This window comes from Gluconobacter frateurii, from assembly GCF_002723955.1.
Lineage (GTDB): Bacteria > Pseudomonadota > Alphaproteobacteria > Acetobacterales > Acetobacteraceae > Gluconobacter > Gluconobacter frateurii.
Map to the genome: position 1 here is coordinate 649,283 of NZ_BEWN01000002.1, position 22,951 is coordinate 672,233.

The 22,951-nt window shown below is 55.5% G+C and carries 22 protein-coding genes and 1 tRNA gene; 14 read left to right on the forward strand and 9 right to left on the reverse strand.

Features of this window, described 5'->3' with window-relative positions:
• Positions 1–17: 17 nt before the first annotated feature.
• From GFR01_RS08385 to GFR01_RS08400, 4 genes are all read left to right on the forward strand, one after another.
• A complete protein-coding gene (locus GFR01_RS08385; RefSeq protein ID WP_099182053.1) occupies positions 18–1,082 on the forward strand; it encodes a sulfotransferase family 2 domain-containing protein in 1,065 nt (354 codons plus the stop codon).
• A gap of 442 nt (positions 1,083–1,524) precedes the next feature.
• A complete protein-coding gene (locus GFR01_RS08390) occupies positions 1,525–4,083 on the forward strand; it encodes a TonB-dependent receptor plug domain-containing protein (protein WP_099182054.1) in 2,559 nt (852 codons plus the stop codon).
• On the forward strand, positions 4,058–5,038 hold the full coding sequence (locus GFR01_RS08395; protein WP_244902212.1) for an ABC transporter substrate-binding protein: 981 nt from the start codon (positions 4,058–4,060) through the stop codon (positions 5,036–5,038). Before GFR01_RS08390 ends, GFR01_RS08395 begins: the two co-directional genes overlap by 26 nt.
• Positions 5,039–5,052: 14 nt before the next feature.
• Positions 5,053–6,369, forward strand: a complete 1,317-nt coding sequence (locus tag GFR01_RS08400; protein WP_099182055.1) for an LLM class flavin-dependent oxidoreductase — start codon at positions 5,053–5,055, stop codon at positions 6,367–6,369.
• 57 nt (positions 6,370–6,426) lie between these two features.
• On the opposite strand, the gene GFR01_RS08405 is transcribed toward GFR01_RS08400, so the two are convergent.
• From GFR01_RS08405 to GFR01_RS08435, 7 genes are all read right to left on the reverse strand, one after another.
• The gene (locus GFR01_RS08405; protein WP_244902213.1) at positions 6,427–7,005 is read right to left on the reverse strand and encodes a DUF6538 domain-containing protein; all 579 of its coding nucleotides are present in this window, start codon (positions 7,003–7,005) and stop codon (positions 6,427–6,429) included.
• A gap of 94 nt (positions 7,006–7,099) precedes the next feature.
• Positions 7,100–7,185 (reverse strand) — tRNA-Leu (locus tag GFR01_RS08410).
• A gap of 7 nt (positions 7,186–7,192) precedes the next feature.
• A complete protein-coding gene (locus tag GFR01_RS08415; RefSeq protein ID WP_099182056.1) occupies positions 7,193–7,876 on the reverse strand; it encodes a M48 family metallopeptidase in 684 nt (227 codons plus the stop codon).
• Between the two features lie 10 nt (positions 7,877–7,886).
• Entirely contained in the window at positions 7,887–8,375 is a 489-nt protein-coding gene (locus tag GFR01_RS08420; RefSeq protein WP_063903350.1) for a YcgN family cysteine cluster protein, read from the reverse strand.
• Positions 8,372–8,803 carry a hypothetical protein gene (locus GFR01_RS08425; protein ID WP_063903351.1) on the reverse strand — a complete coding sequence of 144 codons (432 nt, stop codon included), beginning with the start codon at positions 8,801–8,803 and terminating at the stop codon, positions 8,372–8,374. The genes GFR01_RS08420 and GFR01_RS08425 overlap by 4 nt, the downstream gene beginning before the upstream one ends.
• Positions 8,800–9,993: an extracellular solute-binding protein gene (locus tag GFR01_RS08430; RefSeq protein ID WP_244902214.1), complete on the reverse strand. Its 1,194-nt coding sequence runs from the start codon at positions 9,991–9,993 to the stop codon at positions 8,800–8,802. The genes GFR01_RS08425 and GFR01_RS08430 overlap by 4 nt, the downstream gene beginning before the upstream one ends.
• Positions 9,994–10,035: 42 nt before the next feature.
• Complete coding sequence (locus tag GFR01_RS08435; protein WP_099182057.1) at positions 10,036–11,193, reverse strand: ABC transporter ATP-binding protein; 1,158 nt, start codon at positions 11,191–11,193, stop codon at positions 10,036–10,038.
• Between the two features lie 87 nt (positions 11,194–11,280).
• On the opposite strand from GFR01_RS08435, the gene GFR01_RS08440 reads away from it, so the two are divergent.
• The 8 genes from GFR01_RS08440 to GFR01_RS08470 all read left to right on the forward strand — a co-directional run bounded on the left by GFR01_RS08440 (position 11,281) and on the right by GFR01_RS08470 (position 17,024).
• A complete protein-coding gene (locus GFR01_RS08440) occupies positions 11,281–11,559 on the forward strand; it encodes a hypothetical protein (protein WP_063903353.1) in 279 nt (92 codons plus the stop codon).
• Between the two features lie 85 nt (positions 11,560–11,644).
• Positions 11,645–12,079: a hypothetical protein gene (locus GFR01_RS08445; RefSeq protein ID WP_063903354.1), complete on the forward strand. Its 435-nt coding sequence runs from the start codon at positions 11,645–11,647 to the stop codon at positions 12,077–12,079.
• Between the two features lie 171 nt (positions 12,080–12,250).
• Positions 12,251–12,445 carry a DUF1656 domain-containing protein gene (locus tag GFR01_RS08450; RefSeq protein ID WP_007284708.1) on the forward strand — a complete coding sequence of 65 codons (195 nt, stop codon included), beginning with the start codon at positions 12,251–12,253 and terminating at the stop codon, positions 12,443–12,445.
• A 12-nt stretch (positions 12,446–12,457) separates the two neighbouring features.
• The gene (locus tag GFR01_RS08455; protein ID WP_063903355.1) at positions 12,458–13,369 is read left to right on the forward strand and encodes an HlyD family secretion protein; all 912 of its coding nucleotides are present in this window, start codon (positions 12,458–12,460) and stop codon (positions 13,367–13,369) included.
• Between the two features lie 2 nt (positions 13,370–13,371).
• Positions 13,372–14,877, forward strand: a complete 1,506-nt coding sequence (locus GFR01_RS08460) for an efflux transporter outer membrane subunit (RefSeq protein WP_099182058.1) — start codon at positions 13,372–13,374, stop codon at positions 14,875–14,877.
• A gap of 67 nt (positions 14,878–14,944) precedes the next feature.
• Positions 14,945–15,910 carry an alpha/beta hydrolase gene (locus GFR01_RS08465; protein ID WP_099182059.1) on the forward strand — a complete coding sequence of 322 codons (966 nt, stop codon included), beginning with the start codon at positions 14,945–14,947 and terminating at the stop codon, positions 15,908–15,910.
• Positions 15,911–15,960: 50 nt separating this feature from the next.
• Positions 15,961–16,119 (forward strand): hypothetical protein, encoded by a 159-nt coding sequence (locus GFR01_RS15720; protein WP_023943580.1) that lies wholly within the window; start codon positions 15,961–15,963, stop codon positions 16,117–16,119.
• On the forward strand, positions 16,116–17,024 hold the full coding sequence (locus GFR01_RS08470) for a DnaJ C-terminal domain-containing protein (RefSeq protein WP_099182060.1): 909 nt from the start codon (positions 16,116–16,118) through the stop codon (positions 17,022–17,024). Before GFR01_RS15720 ends, GFR01_RS08470 begins: the two co-directional genes overlap by 4 nt.
• On the opposite strand, the gene GFR01_RS16115 is transcribed toward GFR01_RS08470, so the two are convergent.
• On the reverse strand, positions 17,012–17,140 hold the full coding sequence (locus tag GFR01_RS16115; protein ID WP_276327977.1) for a hypothetical protein: 129 nt from the start codon (positions 17,138–17,140) through the stop codon (positions 17,012–17,014). The genes GFR01_RS08470 and GFR01_RS16115 overlap by 13 nt on opposite strands.
• Before the next feature lie 70 nt (positions 17,141–17,210).
• Between GFR01_RS16115 and GFR01_RS08475 the strand changes: the two genes are divergently transcribed.
• Positions 17,211–18,728, forward strand: a complete 1,518-nt coding sequence (locus GFR01_RS08475) for a peptide MFS transporter (RefSeq protein ID WP_099182061.1) — start codon at positions 17,211–17,213, stop codon at positions 18,726–18,728.
• Between the two features lie 185 nt (positions 18,729–18,913).
• Positions 18,914–20,461, forward strand: coding sequence for a carbohydrate porin (locus GFR01_RS08480; RefSeq protein ID WP_099182062.1), 1,548 nt, complete (start codon positions 18,914–18,916; stop codon positions 20,459–20,461).
• 81 nt (positions 20,462–20,542) lie between these two features.
• Here GFR01_RS08480 and GFR01_RS08485 read toward each other — a convergent pair whose 3' ends face one another.
• Positions 20,543–22,792, reverse strand: a complete 2,250-nt coding sequence (locus tag GFR01_RS08485) for a TonB-dependent receptor (protein ID WP_099182063.1) — start codon at positions 22,790–22,792, stop codon at positions 20,543–20,545.
• Positions 22,793–22,951 lie beyond the last annotated feature (159 nt).

Consider the following 22,951-nt stretch of genomic DNA (forward strand, 5'->3'; position numbering starts at 1 on the left):
GTTCGGAACAGGGATGGATGGATCCGCTCTGGCAGGATGCTTGGCGAGCTATTTTGCCATATCTTTCGCCAAATGACCGTATTCTATTACCGGAGGGAAATTGGCCAACGGCGAATGTAGCCGAGGTTCGAACCTATCATTACGTTATTGATATTGATGATGCGACGGTTCTGATCCTTTACAAGGCAAGAATGGCGGGTATTCCGCATGACGTTCTGAAAAAGATCTACACGACCTGGAAACCGATTTTTGCCAACGAGGTTTTCGCGTGTTTCAAGCGCTATGGCTTTCGAGGGATTCTTGATCCGGTCATGCGACGGGCCAAACATTATCGTGTCATTAAAGAGGCCCTGTATTCACGGAAATTACGACGTTGCCGGGATACGCTTTTTTTTGTGCATATTCCTAAGACGGCAGGTACGACTGTTTGGGAGGCAATAGGAGAACGGACCCCCTCCAAGTTATATTACGAAAGTTATGAATCTATTGTCTGTAGTCCTCCGGAATGCAAAAATTTTGATCTGATTGGCGGGCACGTCCCTCTCCCTCTTTTTGCAGCCTTGGCTGCATCAAACGATTGTATTGCGGCGGTACTGCGTGATCCGTTGGCGCGCTTCCGTTCTGCATTTCTGCATTCCCGGCGAGTAAACGAAGACCCGCAGACCTTTACCGATACCATGCGGTTTATGCGCGACAATTCTCTTAGGGATTTTTTGACATGTCCCGATGCTGTGATGGAGATATGCCAGCAGACGGTAATGCTAGGGTTTGACTTCAATTCCCCTTACGATTCCAGTATGGAGCAAGGTATTTTTGAGCAGGCTCGTGCGGCAGTTGAGCAGCCAAAAAATCTGTTTGCGACAACATGCCAATTAGAATCCTTTATTGGTGCGATGCGTACGAAATTGAAATTACCACTCCTGGATAAGCCTCTTCCTATTCGTAATGCCAGTAATCATATTTCTCAAAAGCAGGATATCGAAGAATTTGAAGATTCTATTTCTAAAATAAGGGAAATTCTGCATATGGATCAGGATCTTTACAATATTGTTCGTAGAAAAAGTGAAAAATATTTTGCATAGTTAAATTATAATAATATTTTTTTGTAAATACTAAACGTAAATGACGATATAAAAGAAAATATATTGAACGTATTTCATGAATATCTCATAATAAAAATTTGGCGGATTGGTTTTTGATTTTCTTAACCGGTTGCTTTATCGAGATAGTAAGGTGGCCCCCCTCTAGGGTTCTGATTGGAAATGCAGGTCTCAAGAGACGGCTTTACGATCTGTCGCTGACTGGCCTGCTGTAAAATTGGGATATTCCTAGGGATTTTTTCAATCTCGTTGCCATAGTCTCTCGACAAGACCGACGTTGGCAGACTGGTCCCTACACCAATCCGACACAGAGACGTTCTATATTATCTTTGGTTATACGTGAGATAATGATATTTCGTTTTTATTCACGAAGACAATTTTTTACCTCCTGTAACTCAATCAGAGTGCAGGAAAGCAACCTTTCATGTTCAGGACGGCTTCTTATCGTTGGCGTTTTCTATATGGCACGATGCTTGGGGCCTGCTGCACGTCATTGATTTCGCTTCCCGCCGATGCACGCGAAGGAACCGACACAGATCATGACACCAGTGTCTCGGCTGAAAATGTTATTGTAACGGGCACTCGCACGGCGGTTAAAGCTTCTCGAAGCATGGCTCCCATTGCCATCTTTACGGCAAATGATCTGAAGAAAACCGGGCAGACCAGTCTTCGAAATGCCCTGACGGCGCTTGACCCCTCCATCAATAATACACCTGGCTATCCCGGCCAGCTTGGTTTTACGACGAAGACCATGTCCCTGCGCGGGCTCCCTGCCAACGAGACTCTTGTTCTCGTGAATGGAAAGCGCCGGCATACGATGTCTTCCGTGTTTTATGGGGGTGCCATGCAGGGGCAGTCCCCCGTGGATCTGGACATGATTCCGTTTTCCGCAGTGGATCATGTCGAAATTCTCAAGGACGGTGCCGCTGCTCAATACGGATCGGACGCTATTGCCGGTGTGATCAACATCATTCTCAAATCCGCTGATCACGGAGGCAGCGCTGAGTTGGGATATAACCAGTATGGCTGGACCGTAGGGACATTGGGGGATTATGGGCGTGGCGGAAACCTGAACTACAATCAGGGATTCAAGATCGGCAATCACGGCTTCCTGAATGTTACCGCGGAATTTGTAGGCAATCAGGCGACGAATAATGCCGGTTCTGTTCCCAGGACGCAGGGTGGAGCAGCCGTGCTTCTTTATCCGCTGCTGGCGAATGGTGCGCAGGACCCCCGCGAAAACGGAAATCGCTATCGTCAGATTTCGGGGCAGCCGGAATCAGAGCGGCAAAGTATTGCGTACAATATGGAAGTCCCGCTTTCAGATGCGGCGACGTTCTATTCATACGCGACATATAGCCATCGCACGATTTTCGCGTCTGCTTGGTACAGGCCATCCAATTCCCAGCAAAACATCATGAGTGTCTATCCGAATGGCTATCTGCCAACGGATACCACGGAAGATCATGATTTTCAGATTACCAATGGCGTTCGTGGTCGAGATTTTTTCGGGTGGCAGTGGGATGCAAGCGTCAATTACGGGCGAAATCTCAGCAGTATTGGTATTCAGAATACACTGAACAATTCCCTTGGACCGACCAGCCAGCACGCGTTTCATCTCCAGTCACTGGATAATTCGGAACTGACCGCAGATTTCGATCTCAAGCGTAGCTTTCGCACCGGTGTATTCTCCAGCCCGCTTCAGGTCGCTGGAGGAATTGAATATCGCTACAACGAATACAGCGTGTCGGCTGGTGAGCCTGCATCCTACGCTGACGGGGGATACGTCTTTCCTGCAAGCTATGTTTTTCCGAATGCCAGCCCAGCACTACCGGGAGCCTCAGGGTTGGGCTTTACGTCACCTTCGCAGGCGGGAACACATTCCCGGATGAACGGGGCGTTTTATCTGGATCTGACCCAGAAGCTGACAAAAAAACTGACAGTGAATCTTTCCGGCCGTGACGAACAGTATAGCGATTTTGGGAATACGCTGAGTGGAAAGGCCTCGGTTCGATATCAGGTGACGCCGTGGTTGGCCTTGAGAGGATCTGCCAGTAACGGATTTCATGCGCCAACACTTCAGCAGGAATATTTCCAGAGCACGGCGCTTTATTACTCCGTGCTCCCAAGCACCAATCAGCTTGTGCAGTCCTACACGACCTATGCTTCGGTGAATAATCCTGGCGCGCGTGCGCTGGGTGCCACTCCCTTGAAGCCTGAGACATCCCATAATTTCAACGTTGGTTTTGTGCTGACGCCTTTGAAAAATCTGGATCTGTCGTTGGATGCGTACCGGATCGACATTTTCAATCAGATCGTGCCGATTTCTGTAGCAGGTTCAGGCGTTGCTGGTGCCCGTGTGCTGGAGATCCTTCATGCCGCAGGTGTTGTTCCCAATGATGGCCGTTATTATGGCTATACCTATGAACGAAACGCTGCGCATACGCGGGCGACAGGTCTCGATCTTCAGGTCCATTACCTGACGCGCTTCGGCCGTGCGGGCTCTGTGACATGGAGCCTGATGATGAACCAGCAGCAGCATCAGATCATTCGGGTCAATCCACTCAACGTCAATCTGGGGTCTGGTATTACAGCCCTGTTTCGCAGTCAGATCGGCAACATCACGACGCTTTATCCGCGTAATACCATTCGTTTGAATGCGACATGGAATATTCAGCGCTGGTCCACCACGCTCCGGCTTTCACGCTACTCCGCAACCAAGCTGCTGAGTGATCGAGGGGCTGCTTATGATGAAACTGTTGCTCCGGCGTGGCTGGTGGATTTCGATCTGACCTATCGCTTCCCGAACCGCATCAAAGTGTCTGTTGGCGGGAATAATGTTTTCAATCATCGCCCACAGACCCTGAGTGCAACAGCCCAAAGTGCTGCGTCTCTTCTTCAGGTGAACCCGAATTACAGCTCCGCCGCCATCTATGGTGCGGAGGGAGGATATTACTATGGCAAAGTCGCCTGGAGCTGGTGAACTCATGACACTGACACGTCGACGCAGTCTTATGCTCGGGCTGGGAGGCCTTTCGTTCGCTGCGGTCCACCGGCATGGCATTTCGAGCGCTTACGCCGCGGAACCTTTGCGGATCGGGGATCAGAAGGGAGGGGCACGCTCTCTTCTGAAAGCCGCAGGAATAGGAGATAACGCTTCGTCACCCCTTCAGTGGAGCCTGTTTGCCGGAGCTCCGATGCTGATACAGGCGTTGACGGCAAAGGCTATTGATGCCGGGGTTATTGGAGATGCGCCGCTGGTCTTTGCCCAGAGTGGGTCTGACGAAATCAGGGCTATCGCCGGTGTGCAAACGGATGGAACGACAACGGCTGTCGTCGTGCAGCCAGACAGTACCGTCCGATCTGTCGCGGATCTGAGAGGAAAGCGTATTGCGACCCTGAAGGGACAGACCGGACATTATCTTGTTCTGGCGGCACTGAAAGCGGCAGGGCTTCAAGCGACCGATGTTCGGTTTGTTTTCATTCCACCTGTAGCGGCAAAACTGGCCTTACAAACGGGCGCCGTAGATGCCTGGGCAACATGGGGGCCCTACATTTCGGATGCCAAGGTCTCTAATGGAGCACGGGAGATCGTAAACGGCGGTCAGCTGATGAGCGGTCTGAGCTACGTCGTCGCCACTCGTGAAGCGCTGGAAAAGAGCCGGGGCGGCCTGGTGAATTATGTGCAGCAGCTCAAGGCCGGGCATCAGTGGATGCAAACGCATACAGACGATTACGCCAAGGTGTGGGCAGAAGAAGTGGGCCTGTCCCTTCCTGTAGCGAAGGATGTCGTACGCACGATGCGAGGGACGATTATTCCCCTGACGCCAGACATCGTTGCCAAGCAGCAGCAGGTTTCTGACTTCATGACTGAAACGGGAATGATCTCTGGAAAGCTGAATGCGCAGGCCGTCATGGATGGCAGTTTCACGTTCTGAGAAAAGGGTTGCAGATGTCTTATTCACCAGGCCGCAGCTTCGCACTTGGAGCGTATCTGACCGGTTCCGCCACGAACGGAGATGCCTGGCGGGCACCGGGCGAAGATGTTGACGCGGATATCAGTTTTGAACGGTATCGCTCCTATGTAGATTTGCTGGAGCAGGGCCGATTTGACAGCATCTTTCTGTATGACAACGTGCTGCCTATCCCTGACCCTTCAGCGATTGCTGACACGCCTGCGCTGGCTCGATGGGACACTTTTACGCTTTTGTCTGCGCTGGCGGTCACATCGCGGCATATCGGCCTGATTGGCACGGCCAGCACAACATTCAATGAGCCGTATAATGTGGCCCGGCGTGTCGCCTCGCTGGATCGGTTGAGTAATGGACGCGCTGGCTGGAATGTCGTGACTGCGACGGGTGGAGGCGAAAACTTCAATCTGCCACGACATGTCGATCATCAGGAGCGTTATGAGCGCGCGCATGAGTTCGTGGATGTCGTGACTGGGCTATGGAAGAGCGTGCAACCGGATGCTGTCCTGCGGGACAAGGAAAGCGGTCAATGGCTCGACCCTGCCAGGGTTCACCCCCTCAATCATAAAGGGCGCTTTTACAGTGTCGCGGGTCCGCTGAATGCGCCGCCTCCGGTCCAGAGCCGTCCCGTTTTGGCGCAGGCAGGTGCGTCCGGGGCAGGGAAGGAACTGGCGGCGCGCATTGGTGAAGTCATTTACACGGCAGAATATGACCCTGCTGCGGGCCGGGATTACAGGGCAGATGTTCTGGATCGGGCACGGCGCTACGGCCGGACAGGCGCGCACTTGCGGATCCTTCCTGGGTTAGCGCCTTTTGTGGGACGCACAGAGGACGAAGCGCGTGGGAAATTCGAAACCTATCTAAGCTATTTGAACCGAGGGGAAGTCCTTCGAAGCTTCTCGGCTTATGCCAGCTTGGGAATTGATCTGTCTCAATGGCCAGACGGACAACCTATCCGACTAAAAGACGTGGAAGAGACCAACAGTCACAAGAGCCGACAATCTCTTATTGTGGACTGGATCAGGCGCGAAGCTCCTACGACCAAGGATGTCCTCAAAACTTTCACAAAAGGCGGCCATCGTATTCTTGTGGGGACGCCTCAGTCCATTGTGGATGATATGGAAGGCTGGTACCGGACGGGAGCTTCAGATGGCTTCAACATCATGTTCACGTCTGCTCCGGATGGTGTCCATGATTTCGTGACATTGGTTGTTCCCGAACTGCAAAGACGTGGGCTTCTGCGTCGGGAATATGCTGGCCGTACTCTGCGTGAGAACTTGGGCTTACCACTTCTTTGACGTTACAAAATGCGGGATAGCTATTGCCTGCATTGCCAACGAAAAATTTTGCCGTCCTTAATGAACGTTTCGTAGATGCAGATTGACCTGCGTATATGTTCTGGTTTCCGCGGTCAGTGCGGCCACCTGTTCTGACAACTTTGTCACGGCCTCTTCACCCGGGCTTCTTTTGTCCTTGCCTAGTTTGTGAATGGTGTCGGTCAGGGCATTGATTTCGGGACCAATCTTTTCAAGAACGCTGGAAACTCGCTGATGGTCTTCCATGCGTGCCAGAAGATGCTCGGCATTCATGGTTTTATAGCGAGCCTTGAGAGCCTGAATCTCACTGTCGTAGGTCTGGACAATGGACTGGAACAGGTCCTGCTGGACAGGATGCAGGTCAGATGTGGCCAGAGCCTCCTGAAAGGTCTCAACCGCCTTGTTGAGCGAGGATGTTTCTTCCGATGAAGACATGGCCAGACTGATGCACTCGAAAAGCTGAGAGGTCAGTCCATACATGGCACAGGCACGGGTTCTGGCAAGATTTCTGTCGAGGGTTTCCAGAGAGTGCCAGATTTCCCGTTTCCCCAGAGCAGGCCGAAAACGAACGGGAATCCCGCGTCTGAAATGGAAACCGGATTGCAGACGAATCAGCACAACAGGGCTCGTTTTGTAGAAGCCCTTTGTAGAAGAATGGGGGCTCCGGGTTGTTGAAAACCCTAAAAGCCGTTTATTTTCAATAACTTAGATGTGGTGCGAGCTGCGGGACTCGAACCCGCACGCCCTTACGGACTCGAGATTTTAAGTCTCGTGCGTCTACCATTCCGCCAAGCTCGCACACGCCTCATGCTGCGCGCAGCAGGGCGGTCCCGTTTTCGCGCAACCAGCGCTCCGCTGCAAGACGTCCTGATCGACCATTTGAGCAAAAATGATCAACAAGAGCCCAAAAATCAGCCCCATGATCAAAATGTCTGAGATGTGCGAGTTCGTGGATGATAACGTAGTCCCGGATTTCGATCGGCGTCATAAGCAGTCGCCAGCTCAACATGATGCGGCCCTGTCGGGTGCAACTGCCCCACCGTGTTCGAACGTCCCGGAGATCAAGGCGCGAAGGGGTGAGCTGCATTTTCTCGCTTTGGCGTTTTACGGCAGTGCTTAGCCGATCTTTTGCAAGCTTGAGCAAGAAATCCCGAACCCTGCGTTCGGTATGTTCGGCATCCCCGCTGACATGAAGTCCGTCATTGTCGAGCCAAGCGCCGCGACGTGCGGTTGGCTCATGAAGAATGGGAACGAGGTTGCCTTCGATCATGATGTCATGCCCATTCGCCAGAATGGGCCTTTCCGGCAACGAGGCGAGGGAGGACGAAATCCAGTTCATATGCTGCTGGAGGAACAGCAGCCCCTGTTTGCGACTTGTGCGATCCGGCAATGTCAGAACGACGCTTCCTTGCATGGCATCAATTCGCAGGGTCATGCGGCGTGCACGTTTCGAACGTCGCCAGACAAGGGGGACGGTCGGTGGGAGCATGAAAGGCGTTCTAGTCTGACTGCTTTAAGGACATGCAGGGTGGCGAGTTCTCGGGCCACTCTCCTGGCCAATCCACGATGTAATTTTCCAATGAGCCCGCGCGCCGTTCACTGATGCAGCGACCGCCAGCCGATGCCCCGGACGTGTGGACGCTGTCGCGGGTGCCGCTGCGAAGAGGGTGCCATTCAGGCAGGTCAAAGCCGTCACGCAGTAGTCGGTAGGCGCAGCTTGGGGGAAGCCAGTCGATGTCTGCAAGGAGTTCCGGCGTCAATGTAATGCAGTCCGGGACTTTCCGATGGCGTTTGAGATAACTCGTGCATCGGCAGGTCTGTGTGTCCAGAAGCCGGCAGGCGACCGTTGTATAAACGACCTCATCCGTGTCTTCATCGCGCAGTTTGTTCAGGCAGCAGCGCCCGCATCCATCACACAGGGATTCCCATTGTTCGGGCGTCATCTGGTCCAGAGGCGTAGTCTGCCAGAAAGGAAGTACGGACGTCATGGACGATCCAGTATCACACACCCGACCGTCAGTAGAACTGCCATTGTGAATGACAGGAGCGTCGCGGGGAGCAAAAGGGGCAACCAGATCAGGCGTGCTCGGGTTGCGAAGTTGGCTCCCAGTCCGATTGCTGCCCGCGTTGTGCCGACAGGCAGACCCAGAAGCGTGGCTCCGAAAGGAAGCATGACAGCAGGGGATATCAATCCACCCTGCAGAATATCGTAATATCGCCCGGTGAAAGCGACACCTGCTTTATGGAGTTCAGGAATCGCGAATGCGAGTGCTGGTCCAGGCAGAAGCACCAACAACCCGAGTAGTCGCACATGTTTGGCGGGCAGCAGACGCATCAATAGCCCGATAACAGCACACCCCAGAAACAGACCGAGAAGAAGCGGCGCCAGATGAAGGCGCATTGAGAGTGCCATCATTGTGGGTTGCTGCCGTACCAGTCCTGGAATCTTTGTTCCAACTGGTCTCCGTATTTGGTCCAGAATGCTTCGTTGACCGGTAATATCGTCCCATTCGGGTCGGCTGCACTGTCCGGGGTGTCATCCAGATGGGGAGACGTCGTGTTCAGACGTTCAAGCGTTTTTCTGGCAACATCCTCTGGTGTATTGGCTGGAATGGCCCAGTAAAGAGCGGTGCGCAGCACAACGTCAGGCTGGGCGACGAAAAGCGAAGACGCTGGACCTGCCTTGACCTTTGCGCTGACGCTGGAAATTTCCGTCATGGGAGCGCTGGTCATCAGTGCGCTGCTCTGCTCCATGATGCGGGCCGCATCGTCAGGTGTTTTCCACCACACAACATAAGGGCGCAACAGATCCAGCTTATGAAATGCACGATCTACACCCGCCCGTGTGGAGAGGGCCGTGTAAATATCCCTCGGGTCAATACCATCGGCGAGGAGGGCTATTTCAAGAGTGGTCCGGGCGCCCATACGCAGGCCTCGGCGCCCCGGATGGCGTGCGACGTCCCAGAAATCTTTCCAGTTGGGCGCGGAAGGCAGGCGGGATCGGTCCCAGGCGAGGGCAAGAGTACTCTGGCCGCCTGGGAGGCCGCATGTTGTGCTTCCCGCCAGAGCGCGGACCCAGCTTTTCTGGCAGGCGTCAGCAAGCTGACTGCCATCCAGCAGCACTGCGGCCCAGTCTGCTCTGGAGGCATGGACACCGACGTCCAGTGTGGGGCGCTGGCCATCCCACTCAATAAGCCGAACGGTGCTATCCGTTCCTGCAAGGGCATTAGCGGCCACGGTTCCTTCTGGAACGCCCCATCCGGGCGGCGGAGGCGCGCTTGGTTTCGTTGCTTTTCGGCGTTTTGTCACATGTCGCGCTTTGGAATGTTTGTGCGCATGAGCCGAGGCTTCAGGGGCTGAAAAGACGGACGTCACGCTTTGGCCAATATGTGAGAAAAACTTCTCAACGCCGCCGGTTGCTCCGTGAAAAGAGCCGGATGTCGTGGCGTGCGCGTGCATAGTGAGGGGAAGGCACTGGAAGAGCAGAAGACCTGTCAGCAATCGCACAGGGCGTAGAGCACGACCGAGACCCGCCCGAATACAGATCGGGAGCGTTTGTCGCAGAGGGGAGGCGGGCCGGGACAGAAGATGATCCTTGTTCAGCAAAAACGGGGCGGGTGCACGAACTCACCCTAAAACGGCGGCACTTTAATACAGGTCGGGCCGAAGCGGAAAGGCCGTCGCATGCCCCGCTGGCCATGCAAGCTGAACAGCAGTACCCGGGCGGGGTAGTTTTTGTGTCTGAAGAGGGGGACGGCGCAGTTCGATTTCGGTTCCGTCAGGGCATCGGATCCGCATCCTGATATGATCACCCAGATGCACAGTATCTGTCAGTGTGCCTCGGACGGGAGGCATGTCTTCGTCCTCAAGTCCAAGGGATTGTGTGCCGAAAAATGGAGAAATCCTGTCAGGACGGACGCAGACCAGGCAGGCCTGCCCTTCTGCCAACTCGCTTTCTGAGGCGATCGCCTCGACGATACCTCCGCATGCAAGCTGGATGCGGGCAATATCGTCCCCGATATCGAGGACTTGTCCTGTCAGGCTATTCGCGTCTCCAAAAAATGTAGCAACTTCGACGCCCGCAGGTTGGTCGTAAAGATCCGCCGCAGGTCCGAACTGAAGAAGTGTCTGGTTCTGGAAAAGGGCGATAGGCCCTCCCGATCGCAATGCGTCTTCTTTATTGGGCACTGTCTGAAGAATGCTGAGATCTCGTGCACGTACCAGTTTGGAGAGCAGGGACGCCATGCGCCGTGCCGCCTGTGCATCCAGGGCAGCGTATGGATTGTCCAGCAGGAGGATAGCTGGAGACGTGACAAATGCTCTTGCAAGCATGACACGCAAGGTTTGTTCGGGCGAAAGCGTTTGAGGGGGGGCTTTTCCCAAGCCGTCCAGGCCGAGAAGAGACATCGTACGGCCTGCGCCAGCCTGAGCTTCTGCTTGATTCTGCCTCTGTGCGCGAAGCGCAAAAACGATATTGGCCTGCACATCCAGATGCGGAAACAAAGGATCCCGCGGGCTGATCAAAGCCACCCCGCGTTGCCCGGGCGGTCGCGATGTGATGTCGGTGCCCTGCACGAGAACTCGTCCACCCAATGGAGGAGAAAAACCGGCAATCAGATCCAAAATATCAGAAAGGGCTGCAGCATCTGTTCCGTACGCCGTTACCGTCTCACCTTGTGAAACCGCCAGATCAAAGGCATCCGCCTGCAAACCCGGCCGGAAAGCCTCAAGCTGCAAGGCCAGTGGAGCGCGGGGAGCGGTCTGACGTCGGGGACTGGTAAGTGGAGCGCCGGGTGGGCGGGGCATGCAACCTCTGATGATGGTTTTGCGTTTGAAGAAAGATACAGGGTCTGATTCCCAGGCCCCTACTTTAATTGCAACGAGGGTTTGAACATGAGCCGTGACACCGTCAAGAAGAACATCGAAGTCGCTGCTGAAACGACGCAGGAGCAGATTGACAGCCTTCGCAAGCAGGTTGAGCAGATCCTGAACGATTATGTCAGCCCGGCACTTCTGCAGGCTGCTGATCGCACGGAACACGCCGTTGCAAATGCCCGTAAAATCACGGATCATGAGATCGAAAACGTATCAACGCGTGTGCAGTCGCGGCCTATTGCCGCTGTTCTGATCTCTGCTGTGGTCGGTTTCCTGGCGGGCCGTTTCTCCAAGTAATCGGCACGTAACCTTTTCAGGCGGGAAGCAGGCGACCGGGTAGACCTGCACCCGTCCTGTTAAGAATAAAGGCGAACGACCCTCCATGAAGCCTCTCGAACTCGGTCAGGAAGTCCTGTCCGCCCAAGGCCAGATCCTCTCACGTTCCGCGATGCGAATCGGTCGGCGGGTGGCCTGCGCTCTGGTCGCAGTCGTTTTTCTGCTGTTCGCAGCCATTTCTTTCCATGGCTTCCTGTGGGCGTTCTTCATCAGCGTCGCAGGACTGAGCTACGTGAAAGCCAGTCTGTGCGTTATTGGTGTGGATCTGTTCTTCGTTCTGATTTTTGCCGTGCTTGCAGCATGGTCGATTCCGGATGTGGTAGAAATCGAAGCTCGCATCCTGCGCGACCGCAAACTTGTCGAACTCAAGCAGTCGATTGCAATTACAGCGGTGACGGGTCTGCTGCTTGGGCCGGCAGGGCGGTTTACTGGCAGAAAACTCTTCTCTCTCATCAGAAGTTTTTTCAGTCATTCCAAATAAGACATTTTATGACTGATTTTTGTCAAAGCCATCTGGCCACCCGTAGGTTAATGGCGTAAGGACTTCGCCTGTACCGTGATCACGCCCTTGTGGGAGTCGTCACGGACTTGCGAGGAGTCCCGTGGAAAGTTCGCCGAACAGTCCGATAGTTGGCAGCAAGGTCACAGCCTGATGCTTACGGAAGTCAATCTCTTCGGCGTCTTTGTCGCACCCCTCTCAATCTATGCCGTTGCAGCAGTGTTTGTGACATTGCTGTTGAGAAGCATTCTGTGGCGAACCGGCGCCCTGAGCTGGTTCTGGCACGTCGCTCTATTTGAAATAGCGCTCTATGTCTGTGTTCTCTGTCTACTCATCCTTTACGTCTAGGAGGGGTCGGCTATGAACTGGACCCGCAGTGTGATCCGCGTTCTGCTGACTCTGATTGTCCTCGCCATGGCTATCGGCCTTGGCCGGACCATGTGGGACATTTACGTTCTCGCCCCCTGGACCAGAGATGGCCGGGTTCGCGTTTACGTTGTAGATGCGGCCCCTGAAGTTTCAGGGACTGTAGTCTCTGTCCCTGTCGTGGATAACCAGTTTGTTCATCGTGGTGATCCGCTCTTTGTCCTTGATCCTGTCCGCTTCCGCCTTGATATCGACGCGGCCCGCGCCCGTCTTGCAGGCGCAGACGAAGATCTGAAGCTCCGCTCTTCGGACGCCAAGCGCCGTATGGGGCTGGGTGGCATTGTCTCTGCGGAAGAGCAGGAAGACTTCAACTCAAATGTTGAGACACAGCGCGCCAAGGTGAATGCAGCGAAGGCCGAACTGAATACGGCCCTGCTCAATCTTCAACGTTCGACCGTCTATTCGCCGGTTGACGGCTATATCACCAACCTGAACCTCCGGGTCGGTGACTACGCCCATGCCGGCCAGCCGGGTCTGGCCGTGATTGACGCCCATAGCTACTGGATCAACGGATACTTCGAAGAAACCAAGATGCACGGCGTGCATGTCGGTGATGAAGCCCGGGTGAAGCTGATGGGTTACAAGCAGATCCTTCCTGCACACGTCGTCAGCATTGGCCGCGGTATCAATGACCGAAATGGCGTCTCAGACCGCCTTGGCCTGCCGGATGTAAACCCGATCTTCACCTGGGTCCGTCTGGCACAGCGTATTCCGGTCCGTCTGGAACTGGATAACGTTCCGCCGGAAATCACCCTTGCGGCCGGTATGACCGCGACTGTCACGATCGGCCGCGAGACGCCCGGCGCTCGTGGCAAGTTGACCACCTGGCTGCAGAATCATCTCTGATCATGTCCCGCAAACTCCTCACCTTTGCTCTCAGTACCTGTCTGTCGCTTACGGCCTGCACCGTTGGGCCAAACTTCAAGCCAGACAGGATCAAGGTGCCAGACTCCTTTGTGGAGCAGCCTCACTCAGTAACGGCAGAGGAGATTGCCCGCACGGAAGCGGACATGAAGGACTGGTGGGCCCAGTTTCACGATCCGATGCTGAATGAGCTGGTCGAGCAGGCCATCAAAGGCAACTACGATCTGCAGATTGCATCGCAGCACATTATTTCGGAACGGGCTGTCCGCCGGCAGGCGCAGGCGGCCTGGTATCCGCAGCTTGATGCGGCCATGGGCGGTGGTGATGACCGTTATTCCATCAATGTCGATAACTGGCCGCTCCGGCCGGGTAATACTGCCAACCGGCCTCAGGCATCTGTCCTGACCTACGGCGCCCGTGCGAGCTGGGAAATCGATCTGTTCGGCCATATTTCCCGGCAGGTGGAAGAGCGTAAGAGGCTCGTTGAAGAGTCCATCGAGAACCGGCGCGCCATTCTGCTTTCCCTGCTGGCTGAACTTGCCTCGGACTATGTCTCACTGCGGGGCGTGCAGGAGCGGTTGGCCGTTACCGAACGCAGCATTGATGTGGCGCAGCGTTCGCGCGAACTGACGGAAAAGCTGTACACACACGGTCTTGGCAATACGCTGGCGGTGGCCCAGGCGCAGACGGAAGAGCATCTCGAACGTTCACGGCTGGCTCCTCTTCACTCTCAGGAAGAGCGTCTGATCCATGCGATTTCCGTACTGCTGGGTGAAATGCCCGGTAAGCTGGAAGAAGAGCTGGATGTCCGTCGTCCTCTTCCGACTGTGCCGACATTCCCAGCGTCTCTGCCATCCATCGTTCTGGCCAATCGTCCGGATATCCGCGCGGCAGAGGCTCATTATGCCGCCGATACTGCGCAAGTAGGTGTAGCGGTCGCGAACCTCTATCCGAAGTTCATGATCCCGCTGACCTTTAATCCCAATGCATCGGCCGCCTATCAGGCGTTCCAGATGGGCGGCATGGCCTGGAGCTTCATGATGATGGCATCACTGCCTATCATTCATGGTGGTCGCTATACGGCGGAGATTGCCCAGGCGCGTGCGGAAGCAGAAGCCAGCCGGCTGACGTATCGCAAGACAGTGCTCAAGGCGTTTGAGGAAGTCGAAGACTCTCTCGGTGACTGGCGGCACGATAATGAACTGGTCAGCCAGCTCGAAGATGCAGCCCGGGACTCCGGACTGGCCCGCGATCGGGCGCAGAAGCTGTTTGGTGCAGGTCTGACGGGCTATCTGAATGTTCTGACCACGGAGCAGACAGCCCTGACCGCACAGGATCAGGCTGTTGTTGGCCGTACGGCCCGCCTGCGGGATGCTATTTCGCTCTACACGGAAATGGGCGCCGGCTGGCAGGGACGTGAGCTCACGGATACGCGTCTGCCGGTTGAAATCGGGAAGCAGAACGCTCTGGCGCGTGCCTTTACGCGCTGAGTGAAAAACGTGGCGGGGCGTGGTTTCCCGTGGCAGATTTCTCGGTGCGTCACGTAAGGGGACTGAGATGTATCGTTTCCGCCATTACCTGCTGCTTTTGGGGGTGATGACACTCCTGCCTTCGACTGCGCTGGCGGCCAAGGAAAGGTCTGTCGAGGCGCCGGGTCCGCAGGGTGTACTCGCAGGAACCTTCCTTGATGCGGGAGCGAAAAAACCTGTTGTTCTTCTGATTCCCGGCTCTGGCGCGACTGACCGAAACGGAAACAGTCTTACCTCCATAAAGCCCGCAACGCTCCGCCTTCTTGCAGAAGGGCTGGCAGAACATGGAATTTCTTCCGTCCGCATCGACAAGCGGGGTATGTTTGGAAGTGCCCGAGCTATTCCAGATGCGAATAACGTCACAATTCATGATTACGTTATGGATGTGCAGAGTTGGATAAACACGATCCAGCATCAGACTGGGGTGTCTTGTGTGTGGGTGGCAGGCCATAGTGAAGGGGCCCTTGTCGCCCTCGCTTCTGCGTCCTCGGTGAAGCCCTTATGCGGATTGATCCTGCTGTCGGCGCAGGGGCGGCCACCGGGGGAAGTCCTCCGGAGTCAGCTCCATGCTGCTCCCGGCGCGCAAGTTATTCTGCCCCAGATTGATGGAGCGTTGAATGACCTTGAGGCAGGAAAAACTGTTGATCCACAGACGCTGCATCCGGGCCTGCGCACCCTTTTCCGCCCAGCCGTTCAGCATTACCTCATCGATGAAATGCATTATGATCCGGCGAAACTGGCCGCCGCCTATCAAGGCCCTATGCTGCTGGTTCAGGGGGGGCGGGACGCGCAGATCAGTCCGGTAGCCGATTTCGCTCCTCTCAAGGCTGCCGCGCCAAAAGCAGACGCACTTTATCTTCCCGACGCCAATCATATGCTGAAGGATGTGCAAGGCACGGACAAAGCGGATTTTATGAAGGCCTATACAGACTCAACCGTGCCTCTGGACCCAAAACTTGTCCCGCATATTGCAGAGTTTGTCCTCAATCATTGACCCAACGCCACTGGCGTCACACATCTGTGGATAACGGAGGAACAACACATATGGCACAGGATGGACATCCGGCTGAGGATTACCTCAGCCCTAGGCTGGAAAGCCTGATTGCAGATGGCGTTAAGGCGGGCTTTGCGCGTGACGTTGTTATCGCAGTCCTGATTGACCTGCTGGATGATGGCCCGGCAGATGATGCGGAGGTGAGATGAAAGACCCTTATTCGGTTCTCGGTGTTTCCAAGACGGCGACGGACAAGGAAATCCGCAGCGCATACCGGAAGCTGGCCAAGCAGTATCACCCCGATCATAATCCTGACAGCAAGGACGCCGAGGAAAAATTCAAGGCTGTAGGTCAGGCCTATAACATCATCGGGGACAAGGAAAAGCGCGAGCGCTTCGACCGTGGTGAGATCGATGCTGACGGGCAGGAACGTGGACCGTTCGGTGGTGCCGGGTTTGGCGGTGGACCGGGCGGTGGCGCACACGGCTTCCAGGGGAATTTCAACCAGGAAGACCTAGGCGCATTCTTCTCGGATATGTTCGGCGGTGGCGGTTTCAGTGGGGACTTCCGCCCCGGCGGCTCTGCCGGACGGCGTGCCTCCAAAGGTTCAGACCGACGCTTCGCCGTCACGATCAGTTTTGAACAGGCAGTTCTTGGCACCTCACTGGATCTCGCTCTGGGAGAAGGGGGGCATACGGAAGTGCGCGTGCCTCCCGGTGTTGAAGACGGCCAGACCCTGCGTGTCCGGGGTAAAGGTGCACCGGGTCGGCCGGGTATGGATGGGCAGCCCGGTGTTCCGGGCGATGCGCTCCTGACCATCAGTGTTACACCTGACAAGCGTTACACCCGCGATGGGCGTAACCTTCGTATGACCCAGAATGTCGATCTTCGGACGGCTGTTCTTGGCGGCAAGGTGACTGTGTCGACGCCGAAAGGTGATGTGGCAGTCAAGGTGCCCAAGCATTCTGATAGTGGGAAAGTTCTGCGGCTGGCAGGGCGCGGTGTTGGTGCAGACAAGAAGCATCCGGCGGGCGATCTGTTTGTAACCCTTCAGGTTCACATCGGCACAGTGTCGCCTGAGCTTGAAGCCTTTTTCGCTGCTCAGGAGGCCTGAGGATGGGAATGGTCCGGCGCGCGAAGGCGCGCCTGCCAGACTGGCCATGGCGGCAGATCATTGGCGGGATTTTTGCCATTATCTTCGTTGTGGCTCTGAGCATTATCGGAGCGCATGCTCTCGTCCTCGCCGGGGAGTGGCATTTGCCGTAAGGTAAGGCCCGTCTTTGCTTTTGACGGGTATTTCATGGCGTCCTTTTCTTCCTCTACCGCCGTCCAGGCGCCGACGGCGCAGCGCCGGCGCGCTTTTACTGTCGTGCTGGCCATCGAACTGTGGGAACGGTTCGGCTATTACGGGATGCAGGCTGTCCTGACGCTATTCATGGTGCAGCAGCTCCGGATGGCGGACACGGCGGCCAACCTGATGATGGGCGCCTTTTCCGCTCTGACATATATTACGCCAGCGCTGGGCGGCGTTCTGGGGGACCGCATTCTCGGAACACGGCGGACCGTTGTCATGGGGACCATCTCCCTTGCTCTCGGCTATGCCTGCCTTGCTGCGTCTCTAAATTCAACGACGCTTCTTCTGCTGGCAATGGCTCTGATTTCTACGGGCAATGGCCTGTTTAAACCCAATGCTGGAAATCTGGTCAGGCGCATCTACGAAGGCGATGATGCTGCCTTGGATGCGGCGTTCACGTTGTACTACATGTCTGTGAATGTCGGCTCGACAGTGTCCATGCTGCTGACACCCTGGCTACAGGTGCATTATGGCGCCCCCGTCGCCTTCGCCACATGTTCCGGTGGGTTGGTGATCGGGCTACTCTATTATTTATGGCGGTCCAACTGGCTAGATTATACGGCGAGCGCGATCGAGCAGAAGGCTGTCCCACTCAGCCGTTTTGGTCTGGTCGGGCTGGGACTGCTTCTTCTGACCGTCTTCAATGCATGGGTTCTGAGCCGCGATGGTCTGGCGCGACTTTGCATTGTCATTGCGGGCCTTGGGTTGGCTGTCATATGGGCTGTGCTGTACTTCCGGGCCCCTGTGGAAGAACGTCCTGGCCTGAAGCTGACCTACATGCTGTCCCTGCAAGGGACGATTTATCTGATTTACTATCAGCAGATGATCACGTCCCTGACGCTGTATGCGCTTCGGGATGTTTCGGGTGACTTCAAGATTGCCGGTGTGACGCTCTTTCATATGTCTGCCGGGCAGTTTCAGGCTCTGAACTCGCTCTGGATCATGGCACTCAGCCCTGTGTTAGCCTCATTGTATAATCGCTTTGGTGCACAGGGGCGGGATCTGTCCATCGCCCGCAAGATGCTGATTGGGTACGCGATGGTTGCCCTGGCCTTTGGTGTCTGGTGGTTCGCGACGGCCACCACCAAGGGGCTTGTTTCTCCCTGGATCATGGTTGTTGGCTACGGACTGCTGTCCTTCGCAGAACTCCTCACCAACGGGCTGGGGCTCGCCATTATTGCCCGTTATGCACCCGCCCGACTGGGTGGTTTTATGATGGGTGGGCTTTATCTGCTCTGGGGCATTGCCATGTATGTGGGGAGTGTCATTGCGAACGAGGCCGCCATGCCAGCCGATGTCGGTACGTCTGCAGGCAATGTTCTTTACGCCGGGCTGTTCCGGACACTCTGTGAAATTGCCGTTGCGATTGTTGTGATTCTGGCGTGTGTGGAGCCTTTGACGCGCCGTTGGGATCGACAACACATAACTGTGAACAGGAAACTTTCGTCGACGTCGCAGACGTGAAACTTTTGTAATTCGGGAGAAAACCTAGGAAAATCATTGGACATGCTTTGTCTTAAAACCTCGAAGCTGTCTGATTAGGAAAACAACCGTCTTCCTCTCTCTATTCCGGACCGGTATCGGCCTGTATGGGAAAGTCATTCAGGATTTTCGGCTACAGGCGATACCAGAGGGAGACGCGGGAAAAGATGCAGAGGTTTAGAAGCGGTTTGACGAAGGCTCTGGCGACGGCCTGTCTTTTGAGCACGGCGCTGTCCACATTCCAGATTGCACACGCCGAGACGGCTTCTGCGTCCGACCAGCCACCGGCAGGGCAGCCCCGTGCCCACAACAGCGCCGGTCATCCGGTGCTCCGGACCAAGTCCATCCAGCCCAGCCCTCTGCTGGTCAAACCTGCGCCGACCCCCTCGCATCTGGCAGACGTACAGCCTTCAGATACGACGGAGAACCGTTTCTTTCCGGCCAGCTTTCATGACTGGCTGACGCAAAGCACCATGACGGGTGACTGGGGCGGCTACCGAACCTGGCTTACGGAAAAAGGTATCAATATCGGCGGTCACTTCCTGCAGGACAGTGCAGGTAACCCGATGGGTGGCAAGGCCAAGACCGTTCGCTATGCGGATGAGTTTGGTCTGAATATTGACCTTGATCTGAAGCGGCTGACTGGCTGGAACCTTGGTCTCTTCCACTTCCTGAGCACGGCCCGACAGGGTCTGGGTATTGGGGCCAAGCTCCCGGCGCTTGATAGTCCGCAGCAGATCTTCGGCTCGGGTGAAACCGTTCGTCTGACCCGGCTGTCATGGGAAATGCCGTGGAACCGGTATGTCTCTACGGAAGTCGGCGAAATCAATACCGAGAACGATTTCGAACAGTCTTCCATGTACTGGGGTATGAGCCAGTACTGCCAGTTCGAGTCCAACGCCATCTGCGGTATGCCTCAGTCTGTCGCGATGAACTCGGGCTATGGATATTATCCGACGGCGCATCCGGGTGCGTGGGTGAAGTTTTACCCCGCTGGAAACAATCATTACCTGATCCAGTTCGGCGCGTATTCGGTCGATCCGACCATCGCCAATACGCATAACGGCTGGAAGATGAATCTCCATGGTGCAACGGGCACATATGTTCCGTTCCAGCTTGGCTGGCACCAGGGTGGCAAGGACGATTACAGCGGTCCGCTCCAGACCAATATCAAGATTGGCGGTTACTGGGATTCTTCGCAGGTGAAGAATGTCTATGGCCAGCTTGGAACGTTCGGCGTTCCGACGGAATATCTGATTTCGGCACCGACCCAGCAGGTTCGCGGCCGTTTTGGTGGCTGGTTCCAGTTTGATCGTATGCTGGAGCGTGACAAGGCTGATCCGAACCGTGGAACATCCTTCTTTGGTTCGTTCACCTGGGGTGATCCGCGCACGGCGATTGCACCTTACTTCATCACGTGGGGCATCACGCGTAAGGGGACTTTCCGGAACCGGCCTAACGATACGATCAGCCTTGGCATGAAAATGCTGTGGGTGAACCCGAAGCTGACCATCTGGGCTCGCCAGATGCAGGCGGCGGGCGCCACGGGTATCTACAAGCCGTCCGAAGAACATGCCATCGAACTGAACTATGGCTGGCGTCCAACACCCTGGCTCGTGATTCGTCCTGGCGCGCAGTACCTCATGCACCCGGGTGGCACCAACCGATACAAGAATGCACTGCTGCTTGATTTTGAAACGGGCATTACGTTCTGAGCAACAGCCAAGAGCAGACATGAAAAACGCGCCACCCGATCAAGGTGGCGCGTTTTTTTGTCCCCGCGATCTGAAGTGAAATCAGAGATCGGTCGTGAAGGAGAACTTGAAGGTCCGGGGCAGACCCTGAAGCAGATAGCCGTTGAAAGCTGAAGACCAGTACCGGGTATTGGCGATGTTATCGATGCCGAAGCGTAGCGTGACGGGCTTGTGATAGGTCGTGAACGTATAGCGGGCGCCGACGTCAAAGCGTGTCCAGACCGGGATATGCAGCGTGTTGGTCTCGTTGACCCATTGCTTGCCTGTATTGACGACACGCCCAACAACGGTCGCACCCTTCAGGAACGGCAGGTCATATTCCAGATTGCCATTGATCGTATAGTTGGGAACGCCAATCGCCGTATTGCCATCGTAAGCGCCTCCGGCCGTGCGGCGCAGGGACGCCTGAATAAGCGTGCCACCGCCGTTGAAACGCAGGCCCGGAAGGATCTCGCCATTGACGGTCAGTTCCATGCCCCGGTTTCGCTGGAGACCGTCCACGCGGTAGACATAACTGCCTGTCGTTCCCAGTGCTTCAGAATAAGCATTCGGTTGTGAAATCTGATAAAATGCCAGTCCTGCGCTGAACCGTCCGATGTCATATTTCGCGCCGACTTCGTACTGGGTGGATTTGTAAGGCGGAAAGACTTCCCCCAGATTGACGACGTTTCCTGAGGCGGTCGGCCCCTGGGACAGCCCTTCGATCCGGTTGAAATAGAGCGATGTCTGTCGTGTCGGGTGAATGACCAGCCCGACGACAGGCGTAATGGCATCCTGATCGTAATGGGACGAAAGCGCGCCGCGGCCAGTCGTGCTGTAGTCATACGCGTTGATCAGCATGTTCTGATAACGGAAGCCGCCTGTCAGCGCGACGCGGCCTTTCAGGAACGTCATCGTGTCTGAGAAGAACAGACTGTAAAGCTGCGTCGAACTGGTTGTCTGTGGATTGTCCAAGACGCCGCCGACATAGGTTTCAGCCGGAGAGGACACTCTGGGTGTGTTGTACAGATTTGTGTTCAGAGATGTGAGCGCCATGGAGTAGGCGGCACCCGTATCTTCCCAGAGTGCGGAGCCACCTGCATTGATCTCGTGCTTGATGAACCCGGTGCGGAAATGGGCCCGGACACCCGCACGGGTACTTTCGTTGGTTTGCGAATATGGCACATACATGGCCCCGGCCGTTCCATCGCCGGTGCTGGAGTTTGTGATTGTGGGGCTTGAGTAGTTACCTTTCTCATCGCCGTGCAGCGCGCCGAATGCGCCATACAGGGTGACGTTCTTCGAAAGATCATGCTCGATGTTGAGCATGCCGAAGATGTAGTTCAGATCGTTATAGGCCCATTTCTGACCGTAATTATGGGATGGGGAAGCCGGGCGTGGCACGGATGTGGCTGTACTGCTGAGAAAGATCGCAGGCCTGCCGCCATCCACGCCCTGATTCTGATAGTTCATATCCATCGAGATACGCGTGCGGTTATCCCGGCTGCGCCAGTCAAAATCGGCACCCAGAGCCGTCGAGTGACGATATTCGTTATTGATGGAGTCTTCACCGGACTGGCCCGCGACATTCAGGCGCACACCAAACTGCTTGTCCGTTCCGAAGCGTCGTCCAACATCAATGCTGCCGTCGCCCATTGCACTGCTGGTATAACCCGCGCTCAGGCGCGTGATCGGTGCATCCGTTGCATGCTTGAACATCAGGTTGATGTTGCCGCCAATGGCAGACCCACCCGGAGCAGCTCCATTGAGGAACGCGCTGGCTCCGTTCAGAACCTGCACACTGTCATAAAGCTGTGGCGAGACAAGTTGGCGGGGGGTGATGCCGTACAGGCCGTTAATGGCAACGTCGTCTCCGTTCACGGCAAAGCCACGAATGACGAACATTTCCGAGAAATTGCCATATCCATACGTGGTGCGAACGGACGGGTCATTTTCCAGAACCTGTCCGAGCGTCTGGGACTGCTGGTTCAGGATCAGGCTGGAGGAGTAGCTGCGAATATTGAAAGGCACATCCAGGCCTTTCTTGTTTCCCAGAACACCAAGCTGCCCCCCGCTTGTGACTTCCATCTGGTTCCGGCGCTTGGCCTTGACGATGATTTCTTCATCATTCGGGATGGCTGATGCCGGTGCTTTCGAAACATGCGCAGCTTTTTGAGGCGCCGTCTGTGGGGCAATGGACGGATCTGCCGCTGCATAAGCGAATACGGGAAGCGTGGTTCCAGCAAGCAGAAGACAGGCCAGATGATGGGGGCGGCGGGCAGGCTTGGAACGAAAGGTCGGATATGCGCGCACGATGGAAGCCTCAACTGGAGGAGAGTGTGAGCGCTACATACGGTAATGAGAATTAATCTCAAATAAATCAATGTAACTTAATATGACTTCAACCAAAGCGTGGCTTTTAGGTCATAAAAAAAGCGAAGCCTGGGAAGGGCTTCGCTTCGTATTCGGCCG